Source organism: Streptomyces sp. NPDC002817 (assembly GCF_053592055.1).
This window is the reverse complement of record NZ_JBSFUY010000052.1, coordinates 25,505-44,931: the sequence shown is the minus strand read 5'-3', so window position 1 is coordinate 44,931 and position 19,427 is coordinate 25,505. Positions and strand designations below refer to the sequence as shown.

The following is a 19,427-nucleotide window of genomic DNA, read 5'->3' as shown; positions in this document are numbered from 1 at the left end:
ATCGACCGGTGCGCCGCTCGCCAAGTCCCGTTGTCGCGGCTCACGTTCGCGGCCGCACAGCCTGGTGAGCGGAGCGGCGAGGCCGCGGGTCACCGACCAGGCGACAAACGCGGACAGCGCGAAGACAAGGGCGTGGGCCAGGGCGGAGCCGACGCCCGTCCAGCCGACCCGGTCCAGTACGACGATGCCGGCGAAGCTGACGAGCCAGCCGCTCGCTGCCACAACGGAGGTGGATACGGCGACCGGTGCCCCTCCGAGCACCCTGGCCAGTGCCGGAGCGTCGGCATCGAAGTCGCGCACGCCGGCCCGGCCCAGCAGGACCCGGAGCCAGAAAGCGAGGGAGACCACCAGGGCCGAGGTGAAGAGGACGGTGGGGAAACCTGCGGCGGCGTCGATGACGTCCAACATCCTTCACCCCCATGTCCCGTCAGCGTCCAAGTACCTTCGGCCGCTGCCGGATTCAGGCACGAGGACGCGGCCGTGTTTGCTCCGGGGCCATTGTGGAGTGCCATGGCTCTTCAACGCATTGCCGTGTTCCGGCAGTCTTGACGTCCTGTTGATGCCGGACACATGTACCCGGGCGGCCGGCGGCGTCCCGCGCCAGGAGAGCGCCGGACATGATGTCGAGGAGACCGTTGTTCGGGCGGTCACGGCTGGCTCATGGGACGTGATCGGTTCCGGTCATGGCGGCAGGCGCTTCGCCACGGCCGGCTCGTGGGTGTCGCCATCGGGGGAAGGGCAAGGATTGAGGTGACTCGAGTACGGGGTCGTGGGCCATGGTTGCCGGGCGATTCACCGTCGGCTGCGAGGCCCGACTCAAGGCCGGTGCGGTCGGGCCGGCATCGATACAAAGGGGTGCGCCGCACGATGAGGGAGCGAGTAGCCGGTGTCATCCCTCCTGCTGCTCGCGCCGGTTCTCGATCTGCGCGGGAATACGCCGGCGATGATGAACGCGAGGAATGCGCCCTCGAGTCCGTGCATGGTGATGACACCGATGGCGACGACGCTGATGGGGCTGGTCACTTGGCCGGGCGTACCGCCGAACAGCGGCGCGAAGAACCCGGCGAAGATCGCACCCTACAGCCCGACGAGCGCGCCCTCCGAAGAGCCCGTCGCGGTGATGCCGAAGCCGACCGCCAGCGGCAACGCCACGATCGCGACAGCCAGGTTGGAATGAATCTCCTTGGTGACCCAACCCGCTCGAACATCGGCTCCCGCTTCGGTCGACGGCATCCTGACCTCGGTCCATGGCGGACCGCGCTGCCGAACCGGCTCCCCGGCACTCCGCGAGTAGAGGCGCCGTATGGATCGCGTCAATACAAGACCAGAGATCACCATCCGGGTCTGCTGCCGCACCAGCGGCAACCAATCTGATGGCCGGGAAAGCTTCGCGCGACGGGCGATGACTCGCCCCGTTCGAGGACGACGAACACGGCCTGCGGGCCAAGGACATCTGCGAAGCCCTGGGAACCGGCACCGAGAACCGCCACGTCGGAGGCGCCCGGGCCAAGCTCAAACGCCTCGTGAGCCGCGACATCCTCACCGAACCGGAACCCGGCCTGTTCACCATGCCCCGACCGGCAAAGTGAACCCGCGCGAAGGCCTACAAACCGCCCACTCAGAGCAATTGCTTGACCGCCTTCAGAATGGCTCTCCGTCACGGATGCACCACGGGATGCACCCGGCGCGTGCGAAAATCCCATCAGTTGATCACCGGCGTGGAGAGGGTGTGCAGCCCGCTGCGCCCAGGGGGAGGGGAGCCCCATATGGTCCTGCTGTCGTCGAGCCCGAAGTGGCCCACCCTGCCCGACTACTTCCACGACTGGGCGCTGGTGGACGTGGAGACCTCAGGGTTGAGACCCGGACGGGACCGGGTCCTGTCCCTCGCGATCCTCACGCTGGACGCACACGGCAACCAGACCGGGGAGTTCTCCACCCTCCTCAACCCGGGCTGCGACCCCGGCCCGGTCCACATCCACGGCCTCACCCCCGACCGTCTTGCCGACGCTCCCACCTTCGACGAGATCGCACCGCAGGTGGGGGCGCTGCTCAGCAGCCGGGTCATGGTCGCCCACAACGCGCAGTTCGACTACGACTTCCTGGCCCACGAGTTCGCTCACGTCCGTTCCTGGGTCCCGGTCAGCAGGCGCCTGTGCACGCTGGCCCTCAACCGTCTGGTCGGACCCGCGACCCCCGATCTCAAGCTGGGCACGCTGGCCGCCCACTACGGCGTACGCCAGGAGAAGGCCCACGACGCGCAGGACGACGTACGCGTACTCTCCGGCATCCTGCGCGCCTCGCTGGGCGAAGCCGAGCAACTGGGCCTGTCCCTACCGCTCCTGGACTGCCCGCCCCGCCAGGACTACAAGCCGTATGTCCCCAAGACGCCCTGCGCGTACCGTAATCCGGGCCGTCTGGAGTCGGGAGGGCCGCTGGTGCAAGGCATGAAGGTCGCCATCACTGGAGATACCCAGGTCTCCCGCGAGGAACTGGTCGCCCGCTCGGTGGCGGCCGGGCTGAACATGATGACCTCGGTCAGCGGCCAGACCAGCGTCGTCGTCACCAACCACTCCAGCGCCGCATCCGCCAAGCTGCGTCGTGCAGCGGACGAGGGCGTGCCCCTTGTGGACGAGCTCGCCTACCTGCGACTGCTGGAGAGTGTGCGGCCAGGTCAGGCCAAGGGCACCGCCCGGCAGCGTCCTGCGTCGGAGACGCCCGCGAGCTCGACCACTGCATCTCCTGTGTCGGCGCAGGACGTCCCGGCCCAGCGTCCTGCGGCGCTCACCGCTTCCACTCCGAGTGCGCCGGCTCAGCGTCCTGCCGTACCGGCCGCATCCGCGCCGAACCCCCCGGCCCAGAACCCTGCCACGCCGACCGCGTCCACCATCGGGGCGGCCCAGACGCTCTCCGGACGTCGTGTCCTGGTCCTGGGCGGCACCCACGACGAGGCTGTCGAGGCGCGCGCTCGTGCTGTCGCCCTCGGCGCCTCCGCGGCGGTCAACCTCTCGGCCAGCGTCTCCGATGTCGTCGTACTGTCCGGCGGCGAGGCGGACCGGCGCATGGGCCGCATCTCCGCGCTCGCTCTCCGCGTGCACGACGCCGACTGGCTCCGCGCACCCACTCCCGCGCCGACGCGGAGCGCGGTCGGGAACAGGCCGGACACTGCGGACGTCCTGGTCCGAGGTGCTGTCATCGACCTGCCCGATACCGGCACGGCCTGGACCGTGGCCGCCGCGTGGCGCCAGCAGACCGCCTGCGACGTAGACGTCGTCGCCTTCGCGGTCGACGCACAGGAACAGGTTCCGGGAGATGAGGACTTCGTCTTCTACGGCGCACCCGAGCACCCGGACGGCACCGTACGCATGGCCACGGACGGCCCGACGGAACAGGCCGTCACCGCGGACCTGGAGCGGCTGCCCCTGGAGATCCACCGGGTCGTGATCGCCGCCGCGATCGACGGTGCCGCGACCTTCGCCGACGTCGGGGCCGTCGAGATCACCGTCACCTGCGGGATCGGCGCGGCCCCGACCGCCCGGGCCACTCTCGACGCCGCCACCACCGAGCGCACCGTGATCCTCGCCGAGATCTACCGCAGGGGCGACGGGTGGCGGCTTCGGGCTGTCGGGCAGGGCTACGACCATGGACTGGCCGACCTCGCTCGCGGCTACGGCGTCGACGTCGCCGAATAGTCGCCGAGTTCCCTTCAAGCGGGCTGGGCCCTCAAGGGAGTTGTCACCTGTACGTGTCATTGCAGAGGGCGTTGGAGCGGTGTGGGCTGCTCTCATGCATCGCTGGTCCGCCTTGAACGAACGACAGCGCGCCCTGCTTGGCCGAATAGCCGAGGGTGAGGATCCCGGAGGCTGGGCACCGGGCGAGTGGCGGTCGGCCTACGCGTTACGTGACGGAGGGCTGTTGACGGTCAGGCGCGGCGAAGACGAAGCGCATCTGCAGGTCACCGAGGCAGGGACGTTCTATCTCCAGAACGGCCACCACTCAGACCATCCAATGTCCCGCAGGAGGGCGACAGAGGAAGCGTCAGCTGGAAAGGCAGCGACTGGTCCGGTGCCCTACAGCGAGAGCCCTGTCGCTCGTGCACGACGCGCGAAGGCCACCAAACTCATTGAGAGAATCGTGGCCGAAGGACGCGTCATCGTGAGCGATCCTGATGAGCACGAGGTCACGGAGTGGCGTCGCGTCATCAACTGTGCCAAGCGGCACGGTCTGGAGACCCAGGGCAAGCGCATCGAGGAGACGAGCTACGGCCCGCCGCGGACTGGAGATGTTCCTGGTTGCCACGAAGAACGCCCCGTGACGCGCCTGCAGCCCGCTGATCGGCTCGACCGCCGAGCGGAGGTCGTCCACCGCCCCGTCGACCGGGTCGCCGACCACGGCGATCAGCTCCGGCTGGGTCGAGTTGACCGTCTGCACGACCTTCTCGGTGAACCCGGACCCCAGGATCGGGCGCATGAAGCACGGGCTGATGTTCCGTCGGGTGCCTGCGGGGTCTGGACCAGCCTTGGACCAGCATCGATCTTGCATGACGGTCCGTCAACGGGGTCGGCGGACCGTTTCAGGTTCTGAGGTCGGTGGCCGGGCGCCTACCTCTCTGCCGCCCGCAGACGCTGGGCCGCCGTGTCGCCGCGTCGGCCGACCGGTACGACACCTGTCGCGGCGCCGAGGCCGTAGGCGGGCATGTCGACGTACACCGATTCGTAGGAGCCCGCCGGGACGACGAACGTCTCGTGCCAGATGCCCACATGGCCCTTCCCGGCGCGTGCTCGTCGGTTGAACTCCGTCCATGCAGGCCGGTGCTCCTTGTCCTGTTGGTGGGCGTAGGCGAGGAGCCGCTCCTTGTCCGTCCAGTACTGGACGACGTAGAAGTCCCGGAGGCTGCCGTAAAGCACCTTGTAGCCGAGAAGCCCGCTGTTCTTTTCCTGTGACAGCTCGCGCAGCATGCGCGGCATCGACATGAATGCCGGCAGCCAGCTGGAGAATGCTCGCAGACGGTTGATCCGTAGCCCTATGTGGAAGACGACGACATCGCCTTCGGCGGCGGAGGTCTGACGGCCCGGAACTACTTTCTCGGACATGGATCTCCTCTGTTTCACGGCCGGACGAGCGGTCGGGATTTCGTGCGAATCACCCAGAAGTGGATCACCAACCCGATACCCCAGCCCAGAATCGACCACAAGGGCCAGAAGAATTGGTCGGGTGTGAGAATTCCCCACAGCACCACTTGGGCCACATTGGCGATGACGTACCAGAACAGGTGGATCCGCAGGCCCCACCTCATGGCCTTTTCGCTTTTGTGCATCACGCCTCCTGTGTGTCCTGCACGGCTGTCTCGATGAGGGCCACCGTCGCACCCGGCCGGGAGACGAACACCATGTGCGAAGCACCCTCGACCACCTGGGTTTTCGCGCCGGAGCGCTGGGCCATGAACTCCTGCGTCGCCGGGGGGATGATCCGGTCGGCGCCGCTGATCAGGTTGTAGGCCGGGATCGTGTGCCAAGCCTGCGGACCGGTGGCGGGCTCGCCCAGGGCGGCGCCGGTGGCCGGACGTTGCGTGATCGAGTAGAGGGCGGCTTCGGCCGCCGACACGTCGGCCGCGAAGTGAGGATGGAAGACCTTGGGGTCGATGTAGAGGTCGACCTGTCCGTCAGGCAGCGGCACGGGCTTGAGGGACTCGCCCACGGTGCTGCCCGGGAACTTCTCGACCAGTGCTTGCGCGCTCTCGCCGGTCTCCGGAACGAACGCCGCCAGGTAGACCAGTGCCTTCACGTTCGCGTTCCCCTCGGCGGCGGCGGAGATAACAGCACCGCCGTAGGAGTGCCCGACCAGCACGATCGGTCCCTCGATGCTGTCCAGAAGGGCCTTTACGTTGGCCGCGTCAAAGGCGAGCCCTCGAAGGGGATTCGGTGCGGCGATCACTGAATAGCCGTCGGCGACAAGCCGTTTGGTGACGGCGTTGAAGCCGCTGCTGTCTGCAAAGGCTCCGTGCACGAGCACGATCGTCGGTTTCCCGCTCACCATGGACCAACCTCTCCTTCGGATGACGGCCACTTCTGCTCCGGACCCTCACGCTCGACGCAAAGCTATGGCGTCGCACTGGACGGGAATTGAATGAGACCGGGACCTGGTTCAGGGTGGGCTTCACTGATCATTCAGTCGACGTCAAGCCGGTTCGGCCAATCTCAATGCCTCGGAGGACAGAGGGGGACAGATGATCGGGGGGTTGCCGATGGCGTGGGACGAGAACGCCGATGTGGTGGTGATCGGGTCGGGTATGGGCGGTCTCGCGGCGGCGCGCACGATCGCGCAGTTCGGCGGGAAGCGTGTTCTCGTCCTCGAACAGCACTACACGCTCGGCGGGATGACGCACGAGTTCTCCCGCGCCGGGCGATACCGGTTCGGCACCGGGCTGCACTACATGAGTGCGAGCGCCGGCCCGTTCCTCGGGTTCATGACGGACGGGCGGGCGCAGCTCTCGCCGCTGCCGGACGAGTACGACGCACTGCACTTCCCGGGGTTCGACTTCGCCGTTCCCGCCACGGAGGAACGGTTCCGTGCGCGTCTGAAGGAACGGTTCCCTGCTGAGTCCGACGCGATCGACCGGTTCTTCCGCACCACGCGCTGGGCCATGGCCGGGCTGACCGTGCGCAATGTCCTCGCGTCGTTCCCCGCCGGCGTGCGTAAGGGGGGCGTGCCCGTCGTCGAGTGGCTCTTTCCGTCGGCGTACCGGTCGCTGCGGGACCAGGCCGCCCGTAGTTTCCGTGATCCGCAGCTGCGGGCCGTGCTGGCCGCGCGCTGGGGGCTCTACGGCACTCCGCCGGCATCGAGCGCCTTCGGCTATCACGCTGCGGTCCCGCTGACCTTCTTCATGGACGGCACCGCACATCCCGTGGGCGGCCCGCAGGAGCTCAACCGGGTCGTTCTGGAGATCCTCGCGCGGTACGGCGTGGTGCTGCGCTCCCGGCAGAGGGTTCATGAGGTCGTTGCCGAGAGGGGCAGGGTGGTCGGTGTCGACGTCGAGGACACCGCCACCGGCCGCCGGTACCGGGTGCGGTCGGACACCGTCGTTTCGGCGGCCGGGGTGCGTAACACGTACGCCCTGATCGGGAAGAGTCACGAACTGGCGGATCTGCCTGAGGAACGGTCGGCGGTCATGCTGTTTCTCGGACTGGACCGGTCGCCGGCCGAGTTCGGGTTGCGCGGCGAGAACCACTGGTTCATGCCGGACCTCGACGAGAACGGCAGCATCCATCACCCTCCGGGGGAAGGCACGCTGTACGTCTCGTTCGCCTCGCTCAACAACCCTGCCGCCCGGTTCCACACGGTGGAGCTGCTGGAACTCGTCGATCCGAAGGTGGTCGACCAGTGGCGCGGGATGCCCGAGAACGAACGGCCGGACAGCTACCGGAAGTTCAAGGACGAGCTGACCGGTCGGCTGATCGCTCGCCTGGAGGAACGCTGGCCCGGGTTCCGGGAGACGATCGCTTTCGCCGAACTGGCGACGCCGCTGTCGTTCGAGACCTATCAGCACAGCGTGCGGGGATCCTTCTACGGACTCGCGGCGACCCCGCAGCGGTTGCGTTCGGCGAGGGCGGGATGCCGTACGCCGGTGAAGGGTCTGTTCGTGGCCGGCCAGGATGCCTGGGGGTCCGGTGTGGTGGGGGCGCTGGCGGGCGGGCTGATGGCGGCGAACGCGGTCCTGAAGCCGCGGCAGCTCGGGACGATGTGGCGGGCCATCCGCGCCGGCGGGGTGACCCGGGATCCGGCCACGCCCTGGGAGGGGTATCTGCGCGTGGCCGATATCGAGGTGCTGACCCCGACGGTCCGGCGGATCCGCTTCGAGCCCCTGGACGGGGGTGCGATGCCGTTCTCGTTCGCCGCCGGGCAGTACATGAAGGTCGAGCTGCCCGTCGCCGTCGAGCCGATCGAACGGTCTTACTCGATCTGCAGCAGTCCTGGGGAGAGCGGCTTCGTCGAGATCGCCGTGAAGCACGAGCCGGACGGGCTGGGCTCGGGGTTCCTGCATGAGGAGGTGGAGGTGGGGTCGGCGGTGCGGGTGAGCGGCCCGCACGGGGAGTTCACCTGGGAGCCGGGCGCGGTGGCGGACACCCTCCTGCTCATCGCCGGGGGCGTCGGGATCACCCCGCTGATGAGCGTCCTGCTCGCGGCCGCCGACGCCGGCCACTCGGGACGGATCGTCCTGCTGGCGAGCTACCGGACCGAGGACGAGGCGTTGTTCGGGCCGGAGATCGAAGCGCTGCGGTTCCGGTTGCAGGGGCTGGAGGTATCGGTCTTCGCGACCGACCGGCAACGGCGGATAGGCTTCGACGAGTTACTGCCCCACGCGGGCCCGACGACCCGCGTGCACCTGTGCGGGCCGGCGCCCATGATGCAGGATCTGATCGGCTGCCTGGCAGAACTCGGGGTGCCGCGAGAGGCCGTCCACACCGAGGCGTTCGTGTCCGGCCGGAGCAAGGAGACCCGCCGGGAGAAGGCGCACGCCATCGCCGTCGCCGCCGTGGCGGCCGGTGTCACCAAGTTCATGATCGACACGGTGGACGGCACTCCGGCGTTCCCGTGCAGCCCCGGGCAGTCGGTCCTCGACGCCGCCAACGCCGTCGGCGTCGCGTTGCCCCAGTCGTGCGGCGAAGGCGCTTGCGGTACCTGCCGGGTGCGGGTGCTCTCCGGCGCCTACGAGAGCGATGACCGGGGGATGTTCTCCGTCGACGAGCTGGCGGCGGGCTGGCGGCTGGCCTGCCAGACACTGCCCACCGAGGACCTGGTGATCGGTCAGTAGGACGGGAGGCCGGCGAGCCGGCAAGCCGCGTTCATGACGTCGACCGCCGGTGAGCGAGGCCGCCGGCCTGCCGATCGGGAACCTCGTGCCGCCACGACAAAACCGCCCACCGGTCGCCTCGGCGCATGGACCCAGGCCGCAGAGCAACCGTAAAATGAATATGCCGCAGTCGAACGTGGTCGGGCCGTGAGTAGGGGTAGGGGTGGGCATGGCTTCCTCCGGCGGACAACTGCGTCTGCAGATCCTCGGTCCGTTGCGGCTCTGGCGGGACGGCGTCGAACTGGACCCCGGGCCTCGCCAGCAGTCGCATTTGCTCGCGATCCTGCTCGCCCGCGCGGGCAAGCCGATCAGTACGAGCGAGATGGTCGACCTGATCTGGGCCGAGGACGTCCCCGCGTCGGCTGTGAACATTCTCCAGAAGTACGTCGGCGCGTTGCGACGGCTGCTCGAACCTCTGCTGCCCGCCCGCGAAGCCGGCTCGTTCCTCCACCGCCGCGGCAATTCGTACCTGTTCGCCGTCGGCTCCGCGACGCTGGACCTCGTCGTCTTCCGTGAATTCGTCGATGCCGCCAGGGCCGCGCTGACTCGGCACGATCACAAGGCGGCCCTCGATCACTACGTCGGAGCGCTCGGGCTCTGGCACGGCCCGGCGGGCGACGGCATCCCCGACGGGACGATCGCCACGACGGTCTTCGCCGCGCTCGACAACGAGTTCTACGACGCGTGCACGGCGGCGGCGGAGCTCGCCGTGTCGATGGGCCAACCGGAGCGGGTGCTCGCGGCTCTGCAACTGGCCGCATCGATGGGACCGTTCAACGAACCCGTGCTGGCCGGTCTCGTCGGCGTTCTCGGCGCTGCCGGCCGCCAGGCGGAGGCGCTGACGGTGTTTCGTCAGGTCCGCGACCGGCTCGCCGACGAGCTCGGCATCGACCCGGGTCCGGCTCTGGAGGAGGCACAGCGGCGGATACTCACGCAGCCCCTGGCGTCGCCGCTCGTGAGAGTCGTGGACGACGAGGTCGGGCGGGCCACGGCGGGCACCTTGATCGGCCGGACCGAGGAACTTGCCACGCTGCGGCGCGTTGTGGAGCGTGCACTCGCCGGCGACACCGCGATCGGCGTTGTCGAAGGCGAACCGGGCGCGGGCAAGACCCGGCTGCTGGAGGAGGCCGCCGCCGTGGCGGGCCGGCTGGGTGCATTCGCTGTCTGGGGCTCCTGTCTGGAGGGTGACGGGACACCGGCGATGTGGCCATGGGAGCAGGCGCTGAGCCAGGTCGTCCGCAGTCTGCCCGCTCCGGCGAGCGAGCAGTGGCTCACCGGCGGGCTGGGCAGCCTCCTCGCGGCGCGGGACGACGCGACCCGGGAACTTCCTGACGGCAACGCCCAGTTCCGGCTGTTCGAACAGGTCGTCGCCCTCGTCGGACAAGCCTCGGCGCGGCGGCCGACACTCCTGATACTCGACGATCTCCAATGGGCCGACGTCACCTCCCTGCAGTTGTTGCAGCACGTGACGGGACGGCTGCCCCAGGGCGCCGCGATCATCGGCGCGTTACGCGACCGCGCACCCACACTCAGCCCGGACCTCTCCCGGGTGCTGGCCGCTGCCAGCCGGCTGCCCGGTCACCGGAGGTTCCGGCTCGGCCCGCTCGGTCCGGCAGACGTGGCCGAACTCGTTCGCCACGAGGCCGGCCAGGATCCCGGCGACGCCGTCGCCCGCGCCATCCACGCCCGTACCTCCGGCAATCCGTTCTTCGTCCGCGAACTGTCCCGGCTCCTCAGCGGGAACGGCGCAATCGGCGACGGCGACACGTCCACCTCGGCCAGGGTCCCGTCCACCGTCCATGACGTCGTCCGCGACCGGATGGCCGGGCTCGACGACCGCGCCCGCGACCTGCTGCACGTGGCCGCGCTCATCGGCCGCGACGTCGACCTCAGACTGCTGTCCCGCGCCACCGGTGTGGACGTCGCGGACTGCCTCCACCGCCTGGAACCGCTGCATACTCTCGGGCTGCTCGAACCCGGACCGCAGGACCCGTCCTCACTCCGTTTCGCGCACGACCTGGTGCGCGAGTCGGTCTCCGAGACCGCGACGAAAGGGCAGGTCACCCAGCTGCATCTGCGCATCGCGGACGCGCTCGAACAGATCCACGCCGACGACGAGGACGTCGCCGAACGCCTCGCGTACCACTTGTGGGCCGCCGGCCCCCTCGCCGAGCCCGTGCGCGTCGCGGAGGCGCTGATCCGCGCCGGGCGCCGCGCGGCAGCCAAACTCGCCTTCGAGTCCGCCAATCGACAGCTGCGCTCCGCGGTACAGGTCACCCGGGCTTCCGGACTCATGGAGCTGGAGTTCGACGCCCTCACGCTGCTCGCCATCGTCGTCAGACGACAGGCCGGCTACGACGCCTCGACATTCGATCTGCTGGAGCGGGCCGAATACCTGGCCAGCACCCTCGGTCGGGATGCGGAGGCCGCCGACTTCCTCTTCATCCGCATGATGGGTGCCTACACCTCCATCGAGCAGGGCCGCGGGGAGTTGGCCCGCCGACTGCACGAGCTGGGTCAGGTGTCCTCCGATCCGGCCGTCCGACGCTACGGCCGGCACGCCTGGGGCCTGCACCAGTGGGACATCGGCAACATCGGCGAGGCGTACCGGTCCTTGGTCAAGGACGATGTCGCCGCTGTCGGCGGCACCGTCGCCCCGGACGAGGAGACGCCGCTCCGGCGGGACGGCAGCATCCCCGGGGAAGGGCCCGGCTGGCGGGCCGTCATGACCGCGCTGCACGGTGATGTCGACGCGGCGCTGGCTTTCGTCGACACCTGGGACACCCCGGAGGACCCGTACGCGGCCTCGGTCTGGGTCTACTACACGACCATGATCACTTCCATGGCCGGGGACGCCGAAGCGGCACGGCGAGCCGGTGAGCGGTGGGCCGCCGTCGGCTTCGTGCGTCTCCGCTCCAACATCGACCTCTACATCCGGCAGTTCTGGTGCTGGGCACGAGCCCTCACCGGTGATGATCCGGCCGGCGCCGCGACCGAGGCCGAGGAACTCCTGGCCGCCCACCTGCTCGATCCGCCGCAGTGGGGCATCGCCTACCACTACGCACTGATCGCCGAGATGTGGCTGGCCGCCGGATCGCCCGATCGGGCCGACGCCGCTCTCGACCGAGCCGACCAGGCCATATGGGACTTCGGCCAGCGTTACGCCGAAGGGCTCCTTCTGCTGCTGAAGGCGCGCCTGCTGCAGGCCCGCGGTGCACCGCTCACCGCTGTCCGGGCCGCGGTCGAACGCGCCTGCACGCAATCCACCAAATGCGAGGCGCATCTGTTCGCACGGCGCGCTGAACAACTCTCGCAGGACCTGGAGGCCATGCATGACCGCAGCCCCTGATGGGGAACAGAGCGGGCTGACGGCCCTGGCCCGTGGGCTCTCGGCGCCGAAGGGATTCGTCGACGCCAGCCTTGCCGCTCCCGCCCCTGGAACGATTCGCCTGCTGGGTGGCATCCCCGCGCCTGCGGCTTTGCCGGTCGAGGCGATCGGCAAGGCATCGGCGCAGCTGTGGCAGGCACCCGATGCGGCGATGGCGAGCCTGCAGTATGCGCCGGCGCGCGGATCCGCCGCACTGTGCGACTGGATCGCGAAGCGGGAGGGTGTCGACCCGAGCCGGATCGTGGTGACGAACGGTGGCATGCACGGCCTCTCTCTGGCAGTGCTGACCGTCGTCGAGCGCGGCGCCACCGTCGCGGTGGACGATCCGGTGTTCCCGGGTTTCCTGTGGGCCCTGGAGGTGTCGACGACACGGATCCTGCCGGTGCCGGTCGTGGCCGACGGCTTCGATGTCGAACACCTCGCCCGTCGGCTCGCCACCGGCGCCCGGATCGCCGCGGCCTACACGGTGCCCGACTTCCACAACCCCACCCAGGTCAGTCTCTCGGCGCCGAAGCGGAGGGCACTGATCGAGCTCGCCGAGCGGTACGGCTTCTACGTGATCGTCGACAATCCGTACCGCGAGCTGCGCTTCGGCGGCCAGGACCAGGGTGTCGCGGTCTTCCACCAGTCGGATCGGGCGATCCACGTCAACACCTTCACCAAGACCCTCGGCCCTGGCTGGCGCGTGGGCTGGCTGGTGCTGCCGGACCACCTCGTGGACCCGGTGATCCGGCTGCGCAACCGCCTCGACGTCCACACCTCCTCGGTGACCCAGGCGATCATTGAACGGCTGCTCACCGACGACGCCGAATGGTTCGACGGGATCGTGCGCAGCGCCACCGCGCTGTACCGAGAACGCGCCGGCGTGCTGATCGACGCCCTGTGGGAACAACTCCCGGGCGCCCTCCACGTCGTAGCCCCCGAAGGCGGGTTGTTCCTCTGGCCGCGGCTCACCGACGACGCCGTGGACCCCGCGGCGCTGTTCCGGCGGGCGGCCGCCCACGGCGTGGTCTACCAGCCGGGCGAGTTTTTCGCGGCGGACGCGGCGGACCCCCGGGGGCGGTCTTCGGCCCGGCACCTGCGGTTGTCCTACAGCGACCGCACTCCGGAGGAACTGCGGGAGGCCGTACGCCGGCTGGCCCTGGCCTTCTGACGACGCACGCGAGCAACGACAGTCTCCTGTGGCGGATTCCCGGAAGGCGGCCCATGACCAACGTTCGGCTCCCCCTGCGCGCACTCGTCCCGTTCGCCGCCGGTTCGGTCGGCATGGGCATCTGGGTCACCGTGCCGGGTATCTTCCTACTGTACTTCCTGACCGACGTCCTGGCCGTGCCGCCGTACACGGCCGGTCTCGCGCTCCTGCTGCCGAATGTCGCCGACATCGTGACGCACCCGTGGGTGGGCCGACTCTCCGATGCCAACCTGGCCGGCACCGGCCACCGCCGGAGACTGATGCTGGCCGGCTGCGTCGTGGTGCTCGCCTTCGTGGCCCTGTTCGCCGTGCCGTCGGACCTGCACGGGACAAGCGCTGCGATCTGGGTCGCGGTGGCGCTGGCCGCCGGCAACCTGCTCTACTCGTGCTACCAGGTTTCCTACCTCGCCACACCGGCCGATCTGGGCATCGGCTACCACGAGCGGACCCGCCTCATGGGCTACCGCAGTGTCGTGATCATCGTGAGCGTCCTGCTCGCAGGCGTGGCCGCGCCGCTGGTCGCCGGCGACGAACCGGACGTCGGCGACTATACGAGAATGGCCCTGCTGCTCGGCGCGGTCATGCTTGCGGCGATGCTGGTCGGTATCTTCGGCGTCGCCCGCCTCAACCGGGCCGCGCCCGGTACCCCGGCCGAGCCGGGGTACCGGGGCGGGCTGCTGGTGGCGTTGCGCGACCGGCAGTTCCGTGCGCTGACCGCGTCGTATCTGACCGTCGCGATCGCGATGAACCTGGTACTGGCCGCCATGCCGTACTTCGCCGAGTACGAGTTGGGCCGCTCCGCGCTCACAACCGTGCTCATCGCGGCGTTCATGGCGCCGGCGGTCCTGACCACGCCGCTGTGGGTACTGGTGGCCCGGCGTCTCGGCAAGCAGCGCAGCCTGCTCGTCGCCCAGGCCGCGTTCGTGGCCGGCTCGCTGGTGCTGGCCCTGGGCGCCTCGGCCGGCCTGCCCCTGCTGATCGCGGCCGTGGCGGTGCTGGGCGTCGCGTTCGCCGCGATGCAGCTGATGCCGCTGTCGATGCTGCCCGACGTCATCGCCGCCGCCGGGCCGAACGGAACCGCCAGTGCCGGCAGTTACACCGGCGTGTGGACCGCCGCCGAGGCCACCGGCGGCGCGTTGGGGCCGTACGTGTACTCGGCCTGCCTGGCCGTGGGCGGGTTCGCGGCCAGTAGCGCGGGCGAGCACACCACGCAGTCCTCCGGCGCGCTGGCGGCCGTTCGCTACGGCTTCACCCTGCTGCCGGCCGTGCTCATGACGATTGCCATCGCGCTGCAACGCCGGTACACCCTGGACGAGCACGCCCACACTGCGGCGCCTCGAACCGTCGCTCAGGACAAAGCAGCGGGGTGAAGGTCACGGCCGGGGTGAGGCAGCCGAAGGTCTTGTGCTTGCGCAGGCGACGGCGGTGACCGTCCTGCCCGCGGAATCGGCGGCGCGATCGCGTCCCACTTGAACTCCTCGGGAGAAGCTTCACTCAATTTCGCCGACGGGTATTTCACCGACGCTTGTTTCGGCTTTGTGCGAAGGCGGCTTTGCTCGTTGGCGGCTGCATGTCCGCAGGTCGATTCGCCTGCTTGACAACAACGGAACTGATGATGAAGCGGCCCCAAGAGGGCGTCGGATTTCTGTTCAGTGCTCGTCAAGTATCCGGTTTTACGCTGACCCGCGATCACCAGGGAACACCGGATACCGAAGGGGATACATCGATGACGACAACTCGCCGAGGGCTGTTGGCCGGATCCGCCGCGGTCGTGGTGGGCGCCGCACTCGACGCGCCCGCCGCGCAGGCCCACACCGGAAGCGGCAGTGGCAGCGGCCAGAAGCCCACCGTGGTACTCGTGCACGGCGCGTTCGCCGACGCCTCCGGCTGGAACGGGGTCGCCTCCCGGCTCATCCGCGACGGCTATCCGGTCATCGCACCGCCCAACCCGCTGCGCGCCGTGGCCTCCGACTCCGCCTATCTGGCCGGCATCCTCGCGACCCTCAGCGGCCCGATCGTCCTCGTCGCTCACTCCTATGGCGGGATCGTGGTCACGAACGCCGCGACCGGCAACCCGAACGTGAAGGCGCTGGTCTACGTGGCCGCGTTCGTGCCCGATCAGGGTGAGACGTTGCTGGGCCTGCAGACGAAGTACCCGGGAAGCAGGCTCAGCGAGGAGGCGCTGGACTTCCGTCCCTACGGTGAGGGCTTCGTCGACGGCTACATCAAGAAGGAGTTCTTCCACGACGTGTTCGCGGGGGATCTGCCGAAGGCGACCACCGAGCTGATGTGGGTCGGTCAGCGGCCGGCGGACGTGCGCACCCTCGGGGAGCCGTCCGGCGCCCCGGCCTGGAAGACCGTTCCGTCCTGGTACCTCGTGGGCCGCGACGACCAGGTGCTGCCCCCGGCGGCGCAGCGGTTCATGGCGCGCCGGGCCGGCGCACACACCTTCGAGGCCGATACCTCGCATGTCGCGATGATCGCGCGGCCCGCGGCGACGGCCGCCCTCATCAAGCGCGCCGCGCGCTGACACCACCGAGCCGACAAAGCCAGGAGGGGACGGCGATGTTCGAGAGGTGGGGCGGACGATGGTCAGCCGACGGTGGTGGGTGATCGGCCTGGCCGCGGCCTTCCTGGCGCTCGTCGGCATCTGGGGCACGAGGGCCTTCGGCTCGCTGACCACCGGAGGGTTCGACGACCAGGCCGGCCAGAGCTCTCGCGCGGCCGCACGTACCGAGGTGACGCTGGGCCGGACCGGCACCGACGCGGTGGCCCTGTACACCAGCCCCAGCGCGACAGTTGACGATCCGGCGTTCCGGCGAGCCGGCACGGAGACGCTCCAAGCGCTTCCCCACGACGTGGTGACCCGGCCCGTCACCTATTGGAGCGCCGGCAACCCGGCCCTGGTCAGCCACGACCGGCACGCCACCTACGCGGTGCTGACCCTGGCCGGCGACGACGAGGCGCAGCGCGGCGAAGGACTGGACGAGATCGAGGACGAACCGGCCGCGCCCGGCCTGCGGACTCAGGTCGGCGGCGCCACCACGGTCGACCGCGACATCCGCGAGCGGGTCGCGGCGGACATCTCCTTCGCCGAGACGTTCTCCGTACCGGTACTGCTCGTGCTCCTGGTCGTCGTCTTCGGCAGTGTGGTCGCGGCGAGCATCAAGCTGATCGGGGTGGCGGGGCTCATCGCCGTCCTGGTGGACGCGACGATCGTCCGCGCACTGCTGGTACCGGCCACGATGCGCCTGCTCGCAGACGCGAACTGGTGGGCACCGGCGCCCCAGCGGCGCTGCTGCGCCTGCCACGGCCTCCGGGAGGGCGACGACAGCCTCCGTGGACGCGACGACCGACCCCCCACGCCTGATCTCCGTCCCGCACCGGCCCGTACGCCGACCGACTGACCCTCCTTCCAAGGACGAGAGACGAGACGATGCATCAGCGTGCATACGACAGCCAGTGCACTGCCGAGGAGCAGCGGCACACCCACGCGAAGTCGCCCATCAAGCATCCGAAGCTGACGTTGTTCGCACTGGCGTTGGGTACCTTCGCGATCGGCGCCGGTGAGTTCGGCAGCAACGGCATCATCCAGCTGTTCGCGGCCGATCTGAACGTCTCCGTCCCGGTCGCGACCTACGCGATCACCGCGTATGCCCTCGGGGTGATGATCGGCTCTCCGGCGATCACCCTGCTCGCCGCCCGGGTCAACCGGCGCACTCTGCTGCTCGGCCTGATCGGGCTGTTCCTGGTCGGCAACGGGCTCTCCGCCCTGGCGCCGGACATCACACTGTTCGTCGTCTTCAGGTTCGTCGCGGGCAGCGTGCAGGGCGCGTTCTTCGGCGCCGGGGCCGTTGTCGCCGCGTACGTGTACGGACCGGGCAAGGGCGGCAAGGCGTTCGCCACCGTGATGGGAGGACTCACCGTCGCCACCATCGCCGGGTCGCCGCTCGGCACCTTCATCGGCCAGCACGCCGGATGGCGCGCCCTGTACGGGACCGTGGTCGCCGTCGGCCTGCTCGCCGGAGCTGCCCTGATGGCCTGGCTGCCGCGCACCGACGACCTGCGCGGCAGCTCCCTGGCGGGCGAACTGGGCGCCCTGCGGCGGCGGGGCGTCTGGCTGATGGTCACCGTCGCTGCGCTCGGCATCTCCAGCATCTTCGCCGTCTACACGTTCATCGGCCCGTTCGTCACCGACGCGGCGCTGCGGGACGCCTCGCTCATCCCGATCGCGCTCGCCGTCTTCGGCCTCGGCATGGCGCTCGGCAACCACGTCGGCGGACGTGTCGCCGACCGGTACGAGAACCGGGGTCTGATCCTGGGCTACGGCGGTGCCCTGGCGTTCCTGGTGCTGATCGGTGTGGCAGGCGGCAACCTGGTGGTTCTGCTGCCCTGCCTGTTCGGCGTCGGCGCGACCATGATGTTCGCCATCCCCACCATCCAGGTCCGGTTGACCGCGTTCGCACCGGATGCCCCGACCCTGATGGGAACGCTCAATCTGGCCGCCCTCAACCTGGCCAACTGTCTCGGCGCGATCGGCGGCGCGGTCGCCCTCGACGCCGGCTGGGGGACCCTGTCCACCGTGTGGGCCGGCTTAGTCCTCACCACCACGGGTCTGCTCCTGTACGTCATGACCGTCGCCCGGGTGAAGCCGGCGCCCGTTCCGGTTCGCGCCTGAACAGCCCGACTCGACCAGCACTCCGGCAAGAGACCCTTGTGGTTCGGTGTGACGGTGAAATCACGTGAACGACGGTGCCGCACAGCGCCGGCCGGCTCTGGACGACGAGGCACGTCCACCTGACCGCCCGGTGATGTCCGCCGGGACGTCGTCTGGATCCGCACGGTGATGTCGCGCCGGGCCCTCGCCGAGCAGCTCCTGTTGGATACAGGGCTCGACGCGGCCTCGCACCCCGGACGCTCGTTTGACGCTCTGAGGCCCCGACGACCCACCGAGGAGCACAAAAGAACGCCCCTGACCTGGCACTTTTCCTGTTTCAGCCCTGTGTGATGTGTTTCCGATGACTCATCACATGGAGTGTGTCGGCATGCTTGAACGGGCCGCGAACAGTTCTTGACCTGGGGCTTTGCCCGTGAGCGGTAGATAGTGGCCCATGAAGGACACCGTTGGCGGCCACCGCCGAATTCGCCAACGGTGTCCCCAGCGGGACATGACCCCAGTTCGGCTTCGAGGTCCTCCACCCGCACCCCTGCGGACCTCCGCCGTGCTTCCAACACGACGCGCATCGACGGCATCCGCCACCCTGCGACATCGCGACCGGCAAGGAGTCAAGTCTTCCGTGACAGCCGCGAGCCCCCACCTGACCAGCGGAATCCGCACACGAGGTGCGGAAAGAGAACGAGCTCCAAGGCTGTGGCCCGGCGGAGGAAGGCTGCGATCGCCTACTCAGTCCGACATGCGGTGGGCTCTCGCCGCTCCTACCGTGGATGAGTAAACGGCTGGCGCGGGAGGGGGCCCCGTAGCTGAGGGATATGACGTGTGTCGGCTCCGAGCACCACCGGAAGGCGGCTTCGGCATGGCCATGCAGTCAGACACTCCCGTTCTCGACACGCTCGTCGCCATGACGGTCGACTCGATCGAGCGCTGCGGCCTGGACGAGAAAACGTTCATTCTCACCCGCCTGGCCGCGCTCGCGGCCATGGACGCCCCGGCCATCTCCTACCTTGCGCATGTCGACCCTGCAATGAAGGCCGACCTGACCCCCGAGCAGCTGCAGGACGTTCTCGTCGCCATCGCGCCAGTCGTCGGCACGGCACGCGTCATGTCGGCCGCGACTCACATCACCGAGGCGCTCGGCGTCACCATCGCGCTGGCCGAGGCCGAGGCCGAGGCAATGGCCGAGACGGAAGCCCAGACCCGGAGCAAGTCCTGATCTGCTCTGTCGATCTGTCTCGGACGGGTACCCGTCCTCGTCGCACTGTGGGTACGGGCAGCGGATTACCGCGACCGCACTCACCGTAAGCGGACTGCATGAACCATC

Annotated in this window: 14 protein-coding genes and 1 pseudogene; 10 read left to right on the top strand and 5 right to left on the bottom strand. The window is 69.2% G+C overall.

Annotation, left to right across the window (positions count from 1 at the left end; genetic code table 11):
* Window positions 1-408 (bottom strand): annotated as a pseudogene (locus tag ACWD3I_RS46080) (hypothetical protein); the annotation flags it as partial.
* A gap of 478 nt (window positions 409-886) precedes the next feature.
* Between ACWD3I_RS46080 and ACWD3I_RS46075 the strand changes: the two are divergent.
* Window positions 887-1,177: a hypothetical protein gene (locus ACWD3I_RS46075; protein WP_365410470.1), complete on the top strand. Its 291-nt coding sequence runs from the start codon at window positions 887-889 to the stop codon at window positions 1,175-1,177.
* Window positions 1,178-1,766: 589 nt separating this feature from the next.
* Entirely contained in the window at window positions 1,767-3,689 is a 1,923-nt protein-coding gene (locus ACWD3I_RS46070; protein ID WP_365410467.1) for a TerD family protein, read from the top strand.
* Between the two features lie 346 nt (window positions 3,690-4,035).
* On the opposite strand, the gene ACWD3I_RS46065 is transcribed toward ACWD3I_RS46070, so the two are convergent.
* The 4 genes from ACWD3I_RS46065 to ACWD3I_RS46050 all read right to left on the bottom strand — a co-directional run bounded on the left by ACWD3I_RS46065 (window position 4,036) and on the right by ACWD3I_RS46050 (window position 6,033).
* Window positions 4,036-4,467 carry a hypothetical protein gene (locus tag ACWD3I_RS46065; RefSeq protein ID WP_451084394.1) on the bottom strand — a complete coding sequence of 144 codons (432 nt, stop codon included), beginning with the start codon at window positions 4,465-4,467 and terminating at the stop codon, window positions 4,036-4,038.
* Between the two features lie 131 nt (window positions 4,468-4,598).
* Complete coding sequence (locus tag ACWD3I_RS46060; RefSeq protein WP_365410464.1) at window positions 4,599-5,090, bottom strand: DUF4188 domain-containing protein; 492 nt, start codon at window positions 5,088-5,090, stop codon at window positions 4,599-4,601.
* A gap of 14 nt (window positions 5,091-5,104) precedes the next feature.
* The gene (locus ACWD3I_RS46055) at window positions 5,105-5,314 is read right to left on the bottom strand and encodes a 2TM domain-containing protein (RefSeq protein ID WP_365410462.1); all 210 of its coding nucleotides are present in this window, start codon (window positions 5,312-5,314) and stop codon (window positions 5,105-5,107) included.
* On the bottom strand, window positions 5,314-6,033 hold the full coding sequence (locus tag ACWD3I_RS46050; protein ID WP_365410459.1) for an alpha/beta fold hydrolase: 720 nt from the start codon (window positions 6,031-6,033) through the stop codon (window positions 5,314-5,316). Before ACWD3I_RS46050 ends, ACWD3I_RS46055 begins: the two co-directional genes overlap by 1 nt.
* 190 nt (window positions 6,034-6,223) lie before the next feature.
* On the opposite strand from ACWD3I_RS46050, the gene ACWD3I_RS46045 reads away from it, so the two are divergent.
* The 8 genes from ACWD3I_RS46045 (at window position 6,224) to ACWD3I_RS46010 (ending at window position 19,319) form a co-directional block, all read left to right on the top strand.
* Complete coding sequence (locus ACWD3I_RS46045) at window positions 6,224-8,809, top strand: FAD-dependent oxidoreductase (RefSeq protein ID WP_365410456.1); 2,586 nt, start codon at window positions 6,224-6,226, stop codon at window positions 8,807-8,809.
* 208 nt (window positions 8,810-9,017) lie between these two features.
* Window positions 9,018-12,197, top strand: coding sequence for an ATP-binding protein (locus ACWD3I_RS46040; protein WP_365410453.1), 3,180 nt, complete (start codon window positions 9,018-9,020; stop codon window positions 12,195-12,197).
* Window positions 12,181-13,389, top strand: a complete 1,209-nt coding sequence (locus tag ACWD3I_RS46035) for an aminotransferase-like domain-containing protein (RefSeq protein WP_365410450.1) — start codon at window positions 12,181-12,183, stop codon at window positions 13,387-13,389. The genes ACWD3I_RS46040 and ACWD3I_RS46035 overlap by 17 nt, the downstream gene beginning before the upstream one ends.
* Before the next feature lie 53 nt (window positions 13,390-13,442).
* Window positions 13,443-14,798, top strand: coding sequence for an MFS transporter (locus ACWD3I_RS46030; protein WP_365410447.1), 1,356 nt, complete (start codon window positions 13,443-13,445; stop codon window positions 14,796-14,798).
* 356 nt (window positions 14,799-15,154) lie between these two features.
* A complete protein-coding gene (locus ACWD3I_RS46025) occupies window positions 15,155-15,958 on the top strand; it encodes an alpha/beta fold hydrolase (protein ID WP_365410443.1) in 804 nt (267 codons plus the stop codon).
* Between the two features lie 58 nt (window positions 15,959-16,016).
* Window positions 16,017-16,835 (top strand): MMPL family transporter, encoded by an 819-nt coding sequence (locus ACWD3I_RS46020; protein WP_365410439.1) that lies wholly within the window; start codon window positions 16,017-16,019, stop codon window positions 16,833-16,835.
* 29 nt (window positions 16,836-16,864) lie between these two features.
* Window positions 16,865-18,106 carry an MFS transporter gene (locus tag ACWD3I_RS46015; RefSeq protein WP_365410436.1) on the top strand — a complete coding sequence of 414 codons (1,242 nt, stop codon included), beginning with the start codon at window positions 16,865-16,867 and terminating at the stop codon, window positions 18,104-18,106.
* Between the two features lie 856 nt (window positions 18,107-18,962).
* A complete protein-coding gene (locus tag ACWD3I_RS46010) occupies window positions 18,963-19,319 on the top strand; it encodes a carboxymuconolactone decarboxylase family protein (RefSeq protein ID WP_365410433.1) in 357 nt (118 codons plus the stop codon).
* Window positions 19,320-19,427 lie beyond the last annotated feature (108 nt).